The sequence below is a fragment of the Henriciella pelagia genome, assembly GCF_002088945.1.
In the GTDB taxonomy this organism is placed as follows: Bacteria; Pseudomonadota; Alphaproteobacteria; order Caulobacterales; family Hyphomonadaceae; genus Henriciella; species Henriciella pelagia.
This window is the reverse complement of the sequence record NZ_NCSU01000008.1, coordinates 102,823-116,701: the sequence shown is the minus strand read 5'-3', so window position 1 is coordinate 116,701 and position 13,879 is coordinate 102,823. Positions and strand designations below refer to the sequence as shown.

Below are 13,879 nucleotides of genomic sequence, written 5' to 3'. Positions count from 1 at the left end.
CGGGTCTGTATTGCAGGGACCCTAGCGATTGTGACCGGCTTGTCAGCCTTTAAATTCGGGCGACCGGCCGCCAGCCCTCAGGAGACCGCCTGCAGCGGGGACGCCTCTTCGCGCTCCCCAAACATGGTGAACAGGCCGAGCGAGGATGGCGGCGTGCTCAGGGCAAGAAATTCCTGGAAGGCTGGCGAATAGGCGCCGCGCCGGTGCGGCCACCACCCCTCCTTCACGCCGGGACTGTGATAGAAGCGCAGGATCGAATTTTCCCATCCGGCCCACTGGCTTTCATCCAGCGCACCCGATTCATGCTGGTACCAGGCCTGCTCGCAAAGCTTGAAGAAACTGAACAGGAAATAGTGGGCGAGGATGCGTTGGTCCCGGCTGGCTTCTTCCCAGTCACGTGTGGCAACCTGCAGGGCATCGCCGAGCGCCGGGGACTCACTGCCGGGAATATTGATCGCGGCAATCGCCGACGTGATCGACTGGACCGAAGCGGTTTTCTGCGCGCGGGTATTCTGGCGGACGGAAATGATCAGCGCGATCAGGGACGGAATAACCGCCGCTGCTGCAACAATCTGCGAGACCAGATAGACCTCGTTCAGCGACATTGTCTGAGCTCCGGCGCACGCCTGCGCGTTGGCAATTTTACGCCAAGACGAATAAATTTGAAATCAGCACAATCGCTGCAAGCCGCCTAATCTTCGCGATCTGCGATATCGCGCAGGTCGGCCACCATCTCTGCATTGACGTGTTCAAGGTCGGTGATCGCCGTTTCGAGGTCTGCAAATCGGATTTGCAGCGCTTCGACAAGGCCCTCATCGCTGCGTAACAGAGTCGCCGCAGCGGCGATATCAGCTTCCGGAACTGACAGGGTGCAATCATAGGCGAGCGACCCGCGGATCGCGTCAACATCGCCTGTCGGCACAAACCTGTCGCCACACTCGCGCAGAACCGCTGCCTGCACCTTGGCCGGCACCTTGCGCCTGAAGATTTCCCGGATCGGTGCGTTGCGGCCCTCTTCGGCGATGACATCCAGCAACGTGGTCGTGAACAACGTAATCGCCGTGGTTCGAAGCGTGTCATCCTCGATCAGACCAATCTCACCTGTCGAAATCAGCTCATCATAAGTCGCGCGCCCGCGATCATTGTATTTGTACTGTGTGGCCCTGTAGGCATTGATCACGAACTGCTCGTCGGACAGCGGGGCGGCGCCGGAAATGGAATCGAGTGCGGCTCGCGCTGCCGAGCGAACATCCTTGTTGTATTCGATCAGGTAATCATAGGCCCATGCCTCATAGCGAAGATCGGCGATCAGCCGCTCGCTGAAATCCTTTGCCCGCTCCTGCGTTTCGCGGGCCTCATTCCAGTTGCCCAGCTGAATGCCGAGAAAAACACCGAACACGACAATCAGCGTTTCGATCACAACTGTGAACCAGTCCTGCTTGCGCAGCGCAGTGGCGAGGCTTCGAAGGATCATCCGGTCACTCCACAGCCTGCAATTGATCCCATAGATCGATGGGGGGCACGTCGCGTACCATCCCATCCACCATGTCGGCGAAGCCGGTGTTGAAATAGCCCCGGCAAAGCTGCCAGAGCGCCCGGCCGCGCGGCGTACCAAGAACGAAATAGATGACGCCCTGATACGTCTCCCATGACTCCTTCGTGATGGCGCCATTCTGATATTGCAGCCACTCATATTCTCGCGCCCGCATCTGCCCGATCATCCAGAAGAAAAGCTTGGTCTTTTCCTCGAAACTCGGCGTTTCGGCCTGCGAGAAGATGCGGCCCAGCTCCGGAAAATCGACGAATTTGTAGACGCCGGTCTGGTCATAGGTGAGCTGCGCCTGCCGGCCTTCGGAGCGCATCTGTTGCGCGCCCTGATGCACCTGCATGGCAAGATAGATGAGGGTCGCGGCGACGACTACCACACCGACAATCTGCGCAATAAGGGCGGCTTGTTCGAGGGTCATGATCTCTCCTCCAGCAATGTTTTCGTCGCATCGAGCTCTTCCAGCACGCCCACTGAAAGCGGAGTCAGATTGTTCTGCCAGCGATGCCACGAGAACAGGGCCTTGATCAGCTCACCCTGCTTGCAGGCCTCGGTGAGCGGCGCTGAAAGGACCAGCGGATAGCTCTTGTTCCATTGATAAATTCGCCCTGCATATTCGGTCTCGCGCGGCGGCAGCGGCGTGCCGATACCGAGCACGGGCACGTTCTCAATGGGAATGTCGAGCGGGTGAAACTCCGCCCAGCTCGCCTCGACCTCGTAAAGGTCGAACATGAAGGCGAGATCCGAAAAGCGCTGGCGCTCCTCGCTGGTCTGCTGCGACAGCAGGACCGGGTCGCTTGTCAGAGCATCAAGAGAGGCGCGTCGCAGCCGTATGCTCGCTGTTCCGCGCGCCGACGACAGCGCTTCATCGATCAGCGCCTTCGCGCCCTCGGTATCGCTACAGGCCTGAAGAGTCTCAATCGCCGCCTCGGCACGAGGAAGGTCTATGGCGAGGTCAGCAATGACGCGCTCGAGCTCGGCAACGTTCCTGTCGATCTCTGCGTCGAAGCGAATGAGGGCCTCGTCATAGGCTACCCCGTCGGCTCGCGCCTGGTTCCAGTTATTGACCTCCAGACCGATGAAGACACCAAACACGACAATCAGCGTCTCGGTGGCGACGGTGAACCAGTCCTGCTTGCGGATGGAAGTGGCGAGGCGTCGGAGGATCATGGCGCTACGTCCGAGACGATATCGATACGCCACCGGTCTTTCAGCTCTGTTGCTAGAAGCGGAAGAAAAGCCGTATAGGCATCCAAAATAGGCCGATAGGCTTCAAGGCGCTCAGCCGTCCGATAGCTGATTGAGGAAACAGCGTTCGCGACGCTGGCATCGGCGCAGAGCACGTCAATATCGTAATCAACGCCCCCTCTGTGATTGGGAACGAACGGATTGCTGATCGTTCGAGTCATGTCGTATCGCGTTTTGCTTTCAACGAACTGACTGTGATGCTCCAATGTATCGATCGTTGACGAAAACCACGCTTCCCGCCATTCGACGATCGAAACAATGCGCGCGAGCGCGTCCACAATTTCGCTGTTCTCGATCATGTCCGTGCGGCCAGATGAAATCAATTCATCGATCGTGCGTCGATAAAGCCGTGGCGGGTTCAGCCAGCCAAGTGTGGCAATACCGCGTTGCACTGTCATGCTATCTTTCGGCGCAACGGCGCAATCATCCAGCGCCTTCAAAACCACAGCCTGGTCGGCCAGCTGCTGCTCGAGAAATCCAATGTCGCGGCGCTGGCCTGCGATGCTTTCCTCGATATCTTCGTACAGCCGGATCAGGGTCGCGCGCTCCACGGACCGATCCATGCGCGTGTCGTTCCAGTTATTGACCTGCAGACCAATGAAGACACCCATCACAACAATCAGCGTCTCGATGGCGACAGTCACCCAGTCCTGCTTGCGCAGCGCGGTAGTGAGACGGCGGAGGATCATGAAGCGCGCTCCCGTTCCTGTCTCAGGAGCTCCAATATGGCTTCAATCTGGTTGCGGCACCGGACCAGGATGAGATGATAATTGTCCTGGATCAGGTATGCGTTCTGCAATGCGGCGAGAACTTCCGGGTCTTCCAGAATTACCGCACGATCAACAGATTCGACGGCGCCGACCTGAGAAAAGGTCTCCGACGGGATGCCTGACGCGACCAGCTTTTTTGCCCTGAACAGAACACGGGCCAGTTCGTCCACGGGCGCCGTGAAACTGCCGCCAAAAATTTCGCGCCCGAACATAATCGAACTGTCATACTCATAGAGCTTGTCCCGCAAATCCTCATTCCGGATCAGGTGTAATCGACCCGTGGCCACGAGTTCCTGAAACGCCGCCGATGGTCCGGGCAAGGTCGAAATCGTGTCCACGAAAGCGACGTCCTCGAAGAGCGTCTGCTCATCGAACTCACCTGTGTGAATGGAAGTGATGAGCCGGCTGGTCGCCTCGAGCAACAAGACCTGCTGTCCAATGCTGCGATTGGTGAGCGAGAGTTGCAGTTCGAAATCGCGCTCCAGCCGCTCCAGCACGTTCTGAGTATCCACTCGCTCAAGACGCCCCGCATTCCAGTTATTGACCTGGAGGGCAATGAAGACGCCGAACACCACGATGAGTGTTTCGATAACGACGGTGAACCAGTCCTGCTTGCGTAGCGCGGTAGTGAGGCGGCGGAGAATCATTGTTCTGTCTCCAGGTCGGAGACGAGCGATGCTGCCTGTCGATCAAGGTAATCAAGAAATGTCGGCAGCCACGCAAGTTTGCTCAGCTGGAAATTCAGCTGCAATCGGAGCGTCTCCGACTCCCGGAGACTTTTGGCTGAGCGCAAAAGAAGAGCGATATCTTCTGGCGGCGGACAGTTTTCATAGAATGTATCAGGGTTTGCGCTTGGCTGGCTGGGTTCGGGACTGGGTGCCGAGGAGAGACAGTCAATCATGAGCATGCCGACGCGCCCTTCGATCAATTGGCGCGACAGATCGCGATAGCCTGATTGGAATATCATCAGCGTTTCAATCTCGTTGACCGAGTCTTCATAATAGTCGCGCAGTCGGCGCTGCATCGATCCGCTGGCAATGAGGTCGAGATCACCAGAATTCTGAAGTTCACTGTAAATCTGCGCCGATGGCTCGAACGGCCATTCGCCGCCCGCAATCCAGCTGTCGAGAACAAATCCCCACGTCTCATCAATCGTTTCGGGCGGATCGGAGCGCAGCGCTTCATCCACGCGCAGGGCGGCTTCCTGGACTTCCTCGTACCATTGCCGGCGAACCGCGAATGCATCGAGATCAGCTTGGAGTTCGGCAATCAGTCGCTCACGCGAGGTCTCCGCCTCCACCCGGTCCTTGCGCGCCTCATTCCAGTTGTTGACCTGCAGGCCAAGGAACACGCCGAGCACGACGATCAGTGTCTCGATGAAGACAGTGAACCAGTCCTGTTTGCGGATGGAGGTGGCGAGACGGCGGAGGATCATCGGGCCGACCCCAGGGGCTTTTGCATGAACACCATCATCGGCTTCATGCGGTCCGGATAATCGATATAAGCCTCGCAATCTGCGAAGCCGAACGACCGGTAGAGACCGATTGCCTCTGTCATGTCGCGCGTGGTGTCGAGCACCATACGGCGAAAGCTATTCGCCGCGGCCAGGTCAAGCAGTGCCGCGCAGAGCGCCCGTCCGATGCCCTTCTTGCCAGCCGCGCGGGCGACATACATCCGCTTCATCTCGCACGTATCGGGAGAGCGCACCCGATAGGCGACGCCTCCGACAATTTCCGCGCCATCCAGCGCGATCAGCGTGCGCCCATTGGGCGGGCCATAGGTGGTGCTGAGCGCTTCGAGCTCCCGGTCGAGCGACTGGTGACTGAACGCCATGTCGACCAGCCACTCCTGCGCCGCATAGCGCTCCCGGCACCAGCCGACATATTCGGAGATGAGCGCGCCGAAACCGGCATAGTCTGCGGCTGACGCGGCCTCGCGGATGGTTACCGAAGCGCTCAATCCCCTGCCAGCCGGCTGGACCGGGCGGTCTGGATCCGTCTCACCGGTCGTCATGTCTCCATCTCCAGCAGCGGCGCTGTCGGTCCGGCCTCGATCAGCCCATCGACAAGCTTCCGAAAATCGTGCGGAAAATGGTGGCGTCGCGCCGTCCAGAAGGACTGGTAGTATCTCGAGGCGAGATGGTCTCGGAAATGGTTCTGGGAATGTTGCCAGAAATCTTCCTCAAAGACTTTCTTCCGGGCCTGGTAGTACATCACCTGATAGCCGCGCGTGACCATGGTGTAGAACACGTTGAGTCGCGTTTTTTCTGCCGGCTCGAATTCATCAGCCCCCTGTTCGAGGCCCCGCAGAAAAAGGTCCACCATGCCCGCCTCGCTCAGGATTTTCATATGGTCGCGGAAAATGTCGTAATAGCCGACCGCCGTTGCGATACGCTGCTGGTTCGCTGAATGCCTCAGCTGGAATCCGACAAAGATCAACGACGCAATCACCGCAATGGATGAGATGATCCCCGCCAGGAAGTATGTCTGTTCGAGGGTCATCCATGCTGCCTTTCAGTGGATTTCATTGGGTGCATCAGGCTGACCCGGCGCTCAGTCTGCATGATCATCTGCATCAAGGATGTCTCGTATCTGCCGTATCTTGCTTTGGCTGATCCGGATATTGATGTACCTGCCGATCTGAAGTCTCAAATGCTGCTGCGCTGCGACGCTGAAATCAGGATCTGTCCGCATCGCCTCGAAATCGAAAGATGTTACCAGGGGCAAGCTGACGTCCTGAAAACTGAAGTCCTCACCATCAGGTATTGCGTGCGCGGCGCTGAAGGTGACGTGCCGCCTGAAAGCGACATTATATTGAGCCAGCATCGCATTGATGTTGGCGTCGGACGCGACGATGTTTTCAAGGCTCTGGTCATACTCGATCAGACGCAAACGCAGTTTCTGGTTGTCGATCAAGGCAAGATTGCCCGAGCTGTTGAGATCTCGAAACGTGCCGGAAGGAGGCGGCGGATCGCCAAACACCTCTCCGTAGGCCAAGGCGTTTATGATGTCGTCTGACGTGTCAGGCGACACTTCTCCTCGCTCTAGGGCCACTACGAGAACTTCAAGGTCCTCAACGATCTCTCGGTAGAACTGGGAAAGCTCTGAGGCTGCTGCGTCAATATCCGCAAACTCCCTGCGCAGTTCCACGATCGACTGATCCGAGCGCGCCTGCAGCGATTGATCCTCATTCCAGTTGCTGACCTGCAAACCAAGGAACACACCCACGACCACGATCAGAAAGTCCAGCGCGACCGCAAACCAGTTCTGCTCTTTGACGTGTTTGGTGAGGCGCCGCAGGATCATGTAACCGCCTCCCTTTTCATGCCGTCCGCTGTGAGATCGAAGCTTCCGTCTTCAGCCTTTCTCAGTCCCTCCATGAAGGTGACAAACTCCGGATGGAGCCCTTTCCTGCCGAACGCCTCCCAGACCCAGAGCCCGCCTGGCGAATTCATCACGGAAATCATGTCCTTGCGGCAGTTGTACCATTGCGTTTCGGGCAACAGCTTCTCCTGATGCAGCTCATACATGGTCGAATAGACCTGCAGGAAGTGGCCAAGGTGGATGAGGAACTGCATGCGCTCGTCATCGTCCAACTGGTCGGGATTGTCCCAGCCTTTCCGGAACATGGACGCAACCTGGACGCTCCCGGCCGTCAGCGCATTGAATTGCCCCGACGCTTCGACCCATTGGAACCGCGCCGTTGCCCGCAGCTGCTGGGTGTTCTGGCGCACCTGCAGGGCCAGGTAGAGAATGCTCGGCGCGACGAGCACCACGGCCACGATCTGCGACAGGAGGTAGGCGTCATTGAGCGTCATTGGACGGGCTCAACCAGGCCGGCGATCGCGGGCGAGGCGGCAGGAATCTTGAGCCGGTCCATATACGCGGAGAGGAAATTCTCATCGACCGCGTCCACGATGGGGGTGGCATCCCTCTGCATGGCCGTGCCTTCCCAGCCTGCGGCCTGCATCGCCCACCAGTGCTTGGCGAAACGTGATCCGAAATAGAAGGGCGCCGTGTTGCTGATGTGCTGGCGCACCCGGGCGTCGGAGATCAGCCCGGCGTCGCGCATCATGAACATCTGGTCCCATTGCAGCATGACCGACACCAGGATGCTGCCTGCGGCCTGGACCTCGGTATCGCTCAGCGCTTCGGGCGTGCGGATCGCCTTGACCCAGATGGCCGACATCTCAGGCTTGGCGATATTGAGTTCGATCTCGGCAAGGAAGTTATTCTTCTGTTGGTCCATGGCGGCATGCGTCAGCGACGCATTCTGGCGCACCTCGATGATCAGCACGATCAGTCCCAGCAGCACGCCAAGATTGGCCGCCAGTGTCAACCAGCGATTGAGCCGGTCGAGATGCCTGCCGCGAACGACTGACTCTTCCTGTTGCGCCGTTTCGACTTCACCCGTGTCCACCATGCTCATCCCCCTGACGGGCGAGATTAACGGGAATTGCTGATTTGCCTAGAATTTTCCGAAATTGACCGAGTTCGGAACACGTATTGGGCGCACCGGCCGGCGATCAAAAACCGACTCACACAGGCCCGGATTCCAGAACCAGTGAGTCAAAGCGCCGGATATCTTCATAATATTTCTCGGTCAGTGGCTGGCGTTCCAGAAACGCATCCACTTCGGACACAAATATAGGGTTGAACCCCATCCGCCCGACGGTTTGCCACCACTTCCGGGTTCTCGGAATACCAAGATGGAGCGCGATCACGCCATGATAGGCTTCGTAGACCTGCTTGTTGATGATGCCGTCCTTGTACTGGAACCACTCCCATTCCCGCTGCCGCATCGCCGATATGAGGAAAAAGTGCATCTTCGACTGCGTCTCGGCGGACGGCACTTTCGAGCTCAGGAAAGCCTCACGCAGGTCGGGATTATCAATCCACTGATAGAGCTCCTGCTGGGTCTGCTCGATCATCCGTTGGCGAGACTGGGAGCGGGCCAGCCGGTTCGACTGCTCCACCTGAATTGCGAGATATATCAGCGTGGCGAGGACCGCGATCGCTGAGAGGAGGTTCGCAACTGCACCTATGTCACTGAGACTCATCACGCACCTGCCCCCGAATATCGACCCAAAGTGGTCACCCTTGCGATCAAGCTTTGCCGCTCTTTTGCATCATCCGCCACATGCCGGTGAATACAGGACGGCGCGGCGTCAGTCCGCCAACCGGTCTAGTGAACGTTGGAGGTTGGATCGGGCGCGCGCGTCCCAGAGGCCTCGGCCCGCATCCGTGAAGTAAAGTTCCTGGCGCTCGGCAAAGCCCTTCAGAATGCGCGCCCGCCCGGCTCGGAACGCCTCGTCGGGCACGAACCCATACTCCCTGCGCACATCGGTCTCGTACCGGTCAAACACAGCTGTCGGCGCACCCAGGATCGACAGGTCGATGTCGAGAAACAGGGCAAGGTCATGTGCATCGCTCGCGCTTAGACCATCCGGCACTTCATGCTTCGCCGTCGCCCGGATGATTTTCGCCGCGAAAGTTAGATCATCATCACTGATATGCCCGCGCCCCTGCTCCTCCAGCAGCTGAGCGCTCAGTTCCTCATTGTCCCCGCGTGTCGGATCGTAGATCGCATCGTGCCAGTAGAGCGCCCAGAGCACCGGCTCGGGCCGCGACCAGGCATCCGACAGGCTGTCATAATGTCGCTTCAGCGCGGTGATGTGATCCCAGGTATGATAATGCCGCTGCGGCTCGCCATAGCGGGCCTTCAGGCCCTCGATCAGCTCCGCAGGAACGCTCAAATCTCAGCCGGCTCCAGCGTCTCATTGAACCGCACCGGCTTGCCGCCGCCTTGTCGCGTGATCTCGCCGTCGCGCATCACGAAGCGCCCGCGGATGATGGTCGCCACAGGCCAGCCTTGCGCCTCGAAGCCGTCATAGGGCGTCCAGCCACATTTGGCCTTGGCCCATTCATGCGTGATGGTCTGCTTGTGCTTCATGTCAACGATGGTGAAGTCGGCATCATAGCCCTCGGCAATCCGGCCCTTGGTCGCGATGCCGAAGACGCGCTGCGGCCCGGCACTCGTCAGCTCGACAAAGCGGCGAAGGCTCAACTTGCCATTGTTCACATGCGTCAGCATCACCGGCACGAAGGTCTGCACACCCGGCATACCAGACGGAGACGCTGGATAAGGCCGCTCCTTTTCCTCGCGCGTATGCGGCGCATGGTCGGTCGCGACGACATCCACGATCCCGGCATTCAAAGCGCGCCAAAGCGCATCCTGATGGCGCTGCTCGCGCACCGGCGGGTTCTGCTGGGCAAAGCCCTTGAGCCGGTCATAGCAATCGGGCGCAGCCAGCGTCAGATGGTTCGGCAGCACCTCGACCGACGCGACATCCTTCGCATCGCGCAAGAGCTCCATCTCTTCCGCCGTCGAGATATGCAGCACATGGATGCGCTTGCCGGTCTTGCGGGCAATCTTCAGCAGCCGCCTGGTCGAGCTGACCGCCGCCTCGACATCGCGCACCACAATATGGCTGTGCCAGTCGCCTTCAACCGCAAGAGAACGCCGCTCTTCCAGTCTGTACTCGTCCTCCGAGTGGAACGCCGCCCGCCGCTTGATCGCGCGCAGCACGGCCTCAACGCCTTCGTCATCCTTCACCAGCAGGTCACCCGTCGATGCGCCCATGAAGACCTTCACACCGCAGCAGCCCTGCATCTGCTCCATCTCGGCGAGCAGGTGCGGGTTCTCATTCGTCGCGCCGGCATAGAAGGCATGGTCGACATCCATCCGGCCCTTCGCGCGGGCAAGCTTGTCGGTCAGCATTTCCGGCGTCGTCGTGGACGGGTTGGTGTTCGGCATCTCGAACACCGCCGTCACGCCGCCCAGCGCCGCAGAGCGCGCTTCGGTCTCAAGGTCGGCCTTGTGCTCCAGCCCCGGCTCACGGAAATGGACCTGGCTGTCGATCACCCCCGGCAGGATATGAAGCCCGGTCGCGTCATAAACTTCGCCAGCCTGCGACGCCTCGAATTTGCCGATGGCGACAATCTTCTCGCCGCGCACGGCAACATCGACAAGCTCTTCACCGCCCGGCGAAACCACCGTGCCATTCTTCAGGATAAGGTCATAGGTCTGGGTCATGGGGGCGTTATGCGCCGCTTGGTGCGGAATGTCACGAATGGCATGACATTCAACTGATCAAGTGAAACGGCGAAGTTTATCGTCACCCTCGACGGGCGCAGCCCGTCAGAGGGCCCATCTCCCATTATCAAGGAAGGCACCCGCTGGAGCGGCAGGAGATGGGCTCTCAGATGACCCTGTCGGCTCATCGAGAGTGACGCGTCAAAAGCAGGCGGCGTCCGTCGCTACCCCCCAAACGCCTCCAATTCCGCGATCAGCTCATCGGTCCGCGCTGTCACCTTGTCATAACTCTCATAATAGGCGCGGTAGCGTTCAGGCGGTGGCGGGTTCAGCCGATAGGTCGAGGTGTAGTCGAGGCAGGCTTCCGGCCGCCAGGTCTCATTGGCCCGCGTGAAGTAGGCCCGTTCGCTGTCCGCATCGGCGCGCAGGATCTCAAGGCGCATCACCCACGCCGATGCCTCACACGTGCCCAGCCGCGTGTCGCACACTCGCGCCGCGGCCTCTGCCGCCTGCAGTTCAGGCTCCACACTGTCGAGGAACGCCGCCGTGTTCGAAATCGCTGTCTTCAGCCGCTCCACATCCTGCTTGCAGGCAGAATAGGATTTGGTGGTCATACAGGATGCGAGCGAGACAGCGGCCAGCGGCAATGCGGCGATCAGAACCCGTTTCATCCTATCCTCCAGCCTCGCAGCGCAGACCCGAATCGGCACCAGCGCAACCTGCGCGAGCTAAGCCTGCATCGCATGCGCCTGCAAGCCAGACGGCAAATTCGCTCCGGGCTTGACCCGGCCTGCTGGACCCCGCACAGCGCTCGCAGACCAACCAGAACACAAGAGCCTCCCGCATATGCAAGCCTCCATCATGACCGGCCGCATCCAGCTCCTTCGCAAGACCGCCATTCTGATCGCTGGCGTCGCGCTGCTGACGGCCTCGTCCTATGCAGCCGTCCCGATGGTGCCGGTCCCTATCACCCTGCAGACGCTCGCCGTCCTCCTGGTTGGTGCCATCGCCGGTCCGCGCATGGGTCTCGCTGCGATCGTCTCCTGGCTCGGCCTTGCGGCTCTAGGCTTGCCTGTGCTTGCAAACGGGAATGGCGCGGCCGCCTTTGTCGGCCCGACCGCGGGCTTCCTCTTTTCCTTCCCGATTGCCGGCTTCCTTGCCGGTGTCGCCACCCGCACGATCGCAAAGAGCCACGTCTCCCGCTTTGGCGCCTTCATCACATTGCACCTCCTCATACTGGCCATGGGCTGGGCCTGGCTCGCGACAATCATCGGCCCCGAAGCCGCCTTCCTGTCCGGCGTCGTCCCGTTCATTGTCGGCGGCATGATCAAGAGCGCGCTCGGCGCAGCCATCCTCGCTGCGCTCGACAAAAACGGCCGCAGCGCCAAATAGACGGGAATCGGCCAGCCATCGGCCCATGATCGGCCCGGTTTCGGCCTGCCTGAAAACTGCTCACAGTTACGGAAATTTCTGGCGTATCCCGGCGGATATCCTAAATGCCTCCTATGGAAACACGCATTGTCCCGAACCGCTCCATCCTCGTCCTCGACGGCCCTGATACGCTCGCCCTGCTGGAGCGGCTGGTCACCAACAACACCCAGAACTGGCAGGCCGGAGAAGCCCGCTACGGCGCCCTGCTTACCCCGCAGGGCAAAGTGATCGCGGACTTCATCGCCCATCGCACAGAAACCGGCGCTGAACTCGATGTCGCTACCAATGCTGCCGGCGACCTCTCCAAACGCCTGATGATGTTCCGCCTGCGCGCCAAGGTCGAGATCGCTGTCAACGGCAGGCTCGCAGCAGCGATTGGCGACGATTTCCCGGCAGACCCACGCTCGGCTGACCTGCCCGGTCGCGGCGTGGTTGCGACAGGTTCCGCCCCGGAACTTACGCCCGAGGAATGGGACGCGATCCGCATCCCCGCCGGCATTGCTGAGTGGGGCAGCGACTTCCAGGGCGCAGACGTCTTCCCATGGGAGATCAATATGGACCGCATGGGCGGCGTCGACCTCAAGAAGGGCTGCTTTGTCGGCCAGGAAGTCGTCAGCCGCACCCATCGCCGCGGCAAGATCCGCAAGCGCACCTATGTCCTCCACGCGGAAAATATCACGCCCGCACAAGAGGTTACAGCTGGAAACGCCGTCGGCGAAGTTACCAGCGCGAGCGCCACGCACGCCCTCGCGCGCCTTCGCACAGACCGCCTCGCCAGGGCGCTGGAGGACGGCGAAACCCTGTCAGCCGCGGGAAAACCGGCCGAACTCGAAACGCCCGATTGGCTTTCCAATGAAATGGCGGCAAGCTTGACCGATGGGAATGAATCTCTCGCCTGACGAAACGCTGGCCTGCCGATGGGCCCCGGCAGATGATGTGCTTTACCGCGCTTATCATGACGAGGAATGGGGCGTGCCCGAATACGACCCGCGCGCTCTCTGGGAAAAGCTGCAACTGGACGGCATGCAGGCAGGCCTGTCCTGGATCACCATCCTCAGGAAACGTGACACCATCCGCGAGGAGTTTGACCTCTTCGAGCCGGAAAGCATTGCCCGCTGGGATGCCACCCGCATTGAAAAAGCCCTGCAGAATCCGGGCATCATCCGCAGCCCCAAGAAGATCCAGGCCACGATCGGCAATGCGCAGGTCTATCTCGACATGATGGACGCCGGCGAAAACTTCTCCGACTGGCTGTGGGCGTTCACCGGCGGCAAGCCCATCGTCAACCAGCTCACCGACATCAGCCAGGTACAGGCCAGGACGCCTTTGTCAGAAGACATGTCGAAAGCCCTCAAGAAGAAGGGATTCAAGTTCTGCGGCCCGGTAATTGTCTATGCCTTCATGCAGGCTGTCGGTATGGTCAACGACCATGAGACGCGGTGCCCTCGCCACCGGGAAATACAGGAGCTTTATTCATGAAAACCAGTGCCATCGCCGCCCTGACCGGCCTTATCGCCCTTGCCGGATGCGCCAGCTGGGAACGCCCATATGTCAGCGATGAGGGGGCCTGCGACGAGATTGTCGACCAGCGCGCCCGCCTCGACTGCGTTGCTGCCGCAGAACAGGCAGAGGATGACTGGCGAGAGGAAAAACGCCGCGAGGAAGACTGGAAGGACAAGGCCGACTGACACGTTTGCGCAGGGCCGGCCTCGACGTTGCCGCCCGCTTGGGTCTAGTCTGGCCCACATGATACTCCGGTCGCTGCCACGAGCCGGACAATGGGAGAATT

At 59.9% G+C, this 13,879-nt stretch carries 20 protein-coding genes; 4 read left to right on the top strand and 16 right to left on the bottom strand.

From position 1 onward, the window contains the following. Positions 1 to 77: 77 nt before the first annotated feature. The 16 genes from B8746_RS08655 to B8746_RS08580 form a co-directional block, all read right to left on the bottom strand. Positions 78 to 605, bottom strand: coding sequence for a hypothetical protein (locus tag B8746_RS08655; protein WP_084393296.1), 528 nt, complete (start codon positions 603 to 605; stop codon positions 78 to 80). A gap of 86 nt (positions 606 to 691) precedes the next feature. Further along, the gene (locus tag B8746_RS08650) at positions 692 to 1,474 is read right to left on the bottom strand and encodes a hypothetical protein (protein WP_084393295.1); all 783 of its coding nucleotides are present in this window, start codon (positions 1,472 to 1,474) and stop codon (positions 692 to 694) included. Between the two features lie 4 nt (positions 1,475 to 1,478). Next, positions 1,479 to 1,967 carry a hypothetical protein gene (locus B8746_RS08645; RefSeq protein ID WP_084393294.1) on the bottom strand — a complete coding sequence of 163 codons (489 nt, stop codon included), beginning with the start codon at positions 1,965 to 1,967 and terminating at the stop codon, positions 1,479 to 1,481. After that, positions 1,964 to 2,716: a hypothetical protein gene (locus tag B8746_RS08640; RefSeq protein WP_084393293.1), complete on the bottom strand. Its 753-nt coding sequence runs from the start codon at positions 2,714 to 2,716 to the stop codon at positions 1,964 to 1,966. The genes B8746_RS08645 and B8746_RS08640 overlap by 4 nt, the downstream gene beginning before the upstream one ends. Further along, complete coding sequence (locus B8746_RS08635) at positions 2,713 to 3,438, bottom strand: hypothetical protein (RefSeq protein ID WP_143434563.1); 726 nt, start codon at positions 3,436 to 3,438, stop codon at positions 2,713 to 2,715. The genes B8746_RS08640 and B8746_RS08635 overlap by 4 nt, the downstream gene beginning before the upstream one ends. Before the next feature lie 41 nt (positions 3,439 to 3,479). Continuing rightward, positions 3,480 to 4,211 carry a hypothetical protein gene (locus tag B8746_RS08630; RefSeq protein WP_084393291.1) on the bottom strand — a complete coding sequence of 244 codons (732 nt, stop codon included), beginning with the start codon at positions 4,209 to 4,211 and terminating at the stop codon, positions 3,480 to 3,482. After that, positions 4,208 to 4,999, bottom strand: coding sequence for a hypothetical protein (locus tag B8746_RS08625; RefSeq protein ID WP_084393290.1), 792 nt, complete (start codon positions 4,997 to 4,999; stop codon positions 4,208 to 4,210). Before B8746_RS08625 ends, B8746_RS08630 begins: the two co-directional genes overlap by 4 nt. Continuing rightward, entirely contained in the window at positions 4,996 to 5,577 is a 582-nt protein-coding gene (locus tag B8746_RS08620; protein ID WP_084393289.1) for a GNAT family N-acetyltransferase, read from the bottom strand. The genes B8746_RS08625 and B8746_RS08620 overlap by 4 nt, the downstream gene beginning before the upstream one ends. Continuing rightward, positions 5,574 to 6,065: a hypothetical protein gene (locus tag B8746_RS08615; RefSeq protein ID WP_084393288.1), complete on the bottom strand. Its 492-nt coding sequence runs from the start codon at positions 6,063 to 6,065 to the stop codon at positions 5,574 to 5,576. Before B8746_RS08615 ends, B8746_RS08620 begins: the two co-directional genes overlap by 4 nt. 51 nt (positions 6,066 to 6,116) lie before the next feature. Beyond that, positions 6,117 to 6,869, bottom strand: coding sequence for a hypothetical protein (locus B8746_RS08610; RefSeq protein WP_084393287.1), 753 nt, complete (start codon positions 6,867 to 6,869; stop codon positions 6,117 to 6,119). Continuing rightward, complete coding sequence (locus B8746_RS08605; protein WP_084393286.1) at positions 6,866 to 7,381, bottom strand: hypothetical protein; 516 nt, start codon at positions 7,379 to 7,381, stop codon at positions 6,866 to 6,868. The genes B8746_RS08610 and B8746_RS08605 overlap by 4 nt, the downstream gene beginning before the upstream one ends. Beyond that, positions 7,378 to 7,986, bottom strand: coding sequence for a hypothetical protein (locus B8746_RS08600; RefSeq protein ID WP_084393285.1), 609 nt, complete (start codon positions 7,984 to 7,986; stop codon positions 7,378 to 7,380). Before B8746_RS08600 ends, B8746_RS08605 begins: the two co-directional genes overlap by 4 nt. A gap of 115 nt (positions 7,987 to 8,101) precedes the next feature. Beyond that, positions 8,102 to 8,623 carry a hypothetical protein gene (locus B8746_RS08595; RefSeq protein ID WP_084393284.1) on the bottom strand — a complete coding sequence of 174 codons (522 nt, stop codon included), beginning with the start codon at positions 8,621 to 8,623 and terminating at the stop codon, positions 8,102 to 8,104. Between the two features lie 108 nt (positions 8,624 to 8,731). After that, positions 8,732 to 9,319: an HD domain-containing protein gene (locus B8746_RS08590; protein WP_084393283.1), complete on the bottom strand. Its 588-nt coding sequence runs from the start codon at positions 9,317 to 9,319 to the stop codon at positions 8,732 to 8,734. After that, positions 9,316 to 10,659: a dihydroorotase gene (locus B8746_RS08585; protein WP_084393282.1), complete on the bottom strand. Its 1,344-nt coding sequence runs from the start codon at positions 10,657 to 10,659 to the stop codon at positions 9,316 to 9,318. Before B8746_RS08585 ends, B8746_RS08590 begins: the two co-directional genes overlap by 4 nt. Positions 10,660 to 10,883: 224 nt before the next feature. Further along, positions 10,884 to 11,330, bottom strand: coding sequence for a hypothetical protein (locus B8746_RS08580; protein ID WP_084393281.1), 447 nt, complete (start codon positions 11,328 to 11,330; stop codon positions 10,884 to 10,886). 175 nt (positions 11,331 to 11,505) lie between these two features. Between B8746_RS08580 and B8746_RS08575 the strand changes: the two genes are divergently transcribed. The 4 genes from B8746_RS08575 to B8746_RS08560 all read left to right on the top strand — a co-directional run bounded on the left by B8746_RS08575 (position 11,506) and on the right by B8746_RS08560 (position 13,778). Beyond that, positions 11,506 to 12,051, top strand: coding sequence for a biotin transporter BioY (locus B8746_RS08575; protein WP_233124115.1), 546 nt, complete (start codon positions 11,506 to 11,508; stop codon positions 12,049 to 12,051). Positions 12,052 to 12,155: 104 nt separating this feature from the next. Continuing rightward, a complete protein-coding gene (ygfZ, locus tag B8746_RS08570) occupies positions 12,156 to 12,989 on the top strand; it encodes a CAF17-like 4Fe-4S cluster assembly/insertion protein YgfZ (protein ID WP_084393280.1) in 834 nt (277 codons plus the stop codon). Next, positions 12,967 to 13,569, top strand: a complete 603-nt coding sequence (locus tag B8746_RS08565) for a DNA-3-methyladenine glycosylase I (RefSeq protein ID WP_084393279.1) — start codon at positions 12,967 to 12,969, stop codon at positions 13,567 to 13,569. The genes ygfZ and B8746_RS08565 overlap by 23 nt, the downstream gene beginning before the upstream one ends. Further along, complete coding sequence (locus B8746_RS08560; protein WP_084393278.1) at positions 13,566 to 13,778, top strand: hypothetical protein; 213 nt, start codon at positions 13,566 to 13,568, stop codon at positions 13,776 to 13,778. Before B8746_RS08565 ends, B8746_RS08560 begins: the two co-directional genes overlap by 4 nt. The last annotated feature ends 101 nt before the right edge of the window (positions 13,779 to 13,879 follow it).

Bases quoted from the DNA above. Each gene is read 5' to 3' on its own strand.
- B8746_RS08655 (WP_084393296.1), bottom strand. From the start codon at position 605: ATGTCGCTGAACGAGGTCTATCTGGTCTCGCAGATTGTTGCAGCAGCG.
- B8746_RS08650 (WP_084393295.1), bottom strand. From the start codon at position 1,474: ATGATCCTTCGAAGCCTCGCCACTGCGCTGCGCAAGCAGGACTGGTTC.
- B8746_RS08645 (WP_084393294.1), bottom strand. From the start codon at position 1,967: ATGACCCTCGAACAAGCCGCCCTTATTGCGCAGATTGTCGGTGTGGTA.
- B8746_RS08640 (WP_084393293.1), bottom strand. From the start codon at position 2,716: ATGATCCTCCGACGCCTCGCCACTTCCATCCGCAAGCAGGACTGGTTC.
- B8746_RS08630 (WP_084393291.1), bottom strand. From the start codon at position 4,211: ATGATTCTCCGCCGCCTCACTACCGCGCTACGCAAGCAGGACTGGTTC.
- B8746_RS08625 (WP_084393290.1), bottom strand. From the start codon at position 4,999: ATGATCCTCCGCCGTCTCGCCACCTCCATCCGCAAACAGGACTGGTTC.
- B8746_RS08620 (WP_084393289.1), bottom strand. From the start codon at position 5,577: ATGACGACCGGTGAGACGGATCCAGACCGCCCGGTCCAGCCGGCTGGC.
- B8746_RS08615 (WP_084393288.1), bottom strand. From the start codon at position 6,065: ATGACCCTCGAACAGACATACTTCCTGGCGGGGATCATCTCATCCATT.
- B8746_RS08610 (WP_084393287.1), bottom strand. From the start codon at position 6,869: ATGATCCTGCGGCGCCTCACCAAACACGTCAAAGAGCAGAACTGGTTT.
- B8746_RS08605 (WP_084393286.1), bottom strand. From the start codon at position 7,381: ATGACGCTCAATGACGCCTACCTCCTGTCGCAGATCGTGGCCGTGGTG.
- B8746_RS08600 (WP_084393285.1), bottom strand. From the start codon at position 7,986: ATGGTGGACACGGGTGAAGTCGAAACGGCGCAACAGGAAGAGTCAGTC.
- B8746_RS08595 (WP_084393284.1), bottom strand. From the start codon at position 8,623: ATGAGTCTCAGTGACATAGGTGCAGTTGCGAACCTCCTCTCAGCGATC.
- B8746_RS08585 (WP_084393282.1), bottom strand. From the start codon at position 10,659: ATGACCCAGACCTATGACCTTATCCTGAAGAATGGCACGGTGGTTTCG.
- B8746_RS08580 (WP_084393281.1), bottom strand. From the start codon at position 11,330: ATGAAACGGGTTCTGATCGCCGCATTGCCGCTGGCCGCTGTCTCGCTC.
- B8746_RS08575 (WP_233124115.1), top strand. From the start codon at position 11,506: ATGCAAGCCTCCATCATGACCGGCCGCATCCAGCTCCTTCGCAAGACC.
- ygfZ (WP_084393280.1), top strand. From the start codon at position 12,156: ATGCCTCCTATGGAAACACGCATTGTCCCGAACCGCTCCATCCTCGTC.
- B8746_RS08565 (WP_084393279.1), top strand. From the start codon at position 12,967: ATGGGAATGAATCTCTCGCCTGACGAAACGCTGGCCTGCCGATGGGCC.
- B8746_RS08560 (WP_084393278.1), top strand. From the start codon at position 13,566: ATGAAAACCAGTGCCATCGCCGCCCTGACCGGCCTTATCGCCCTTGCC.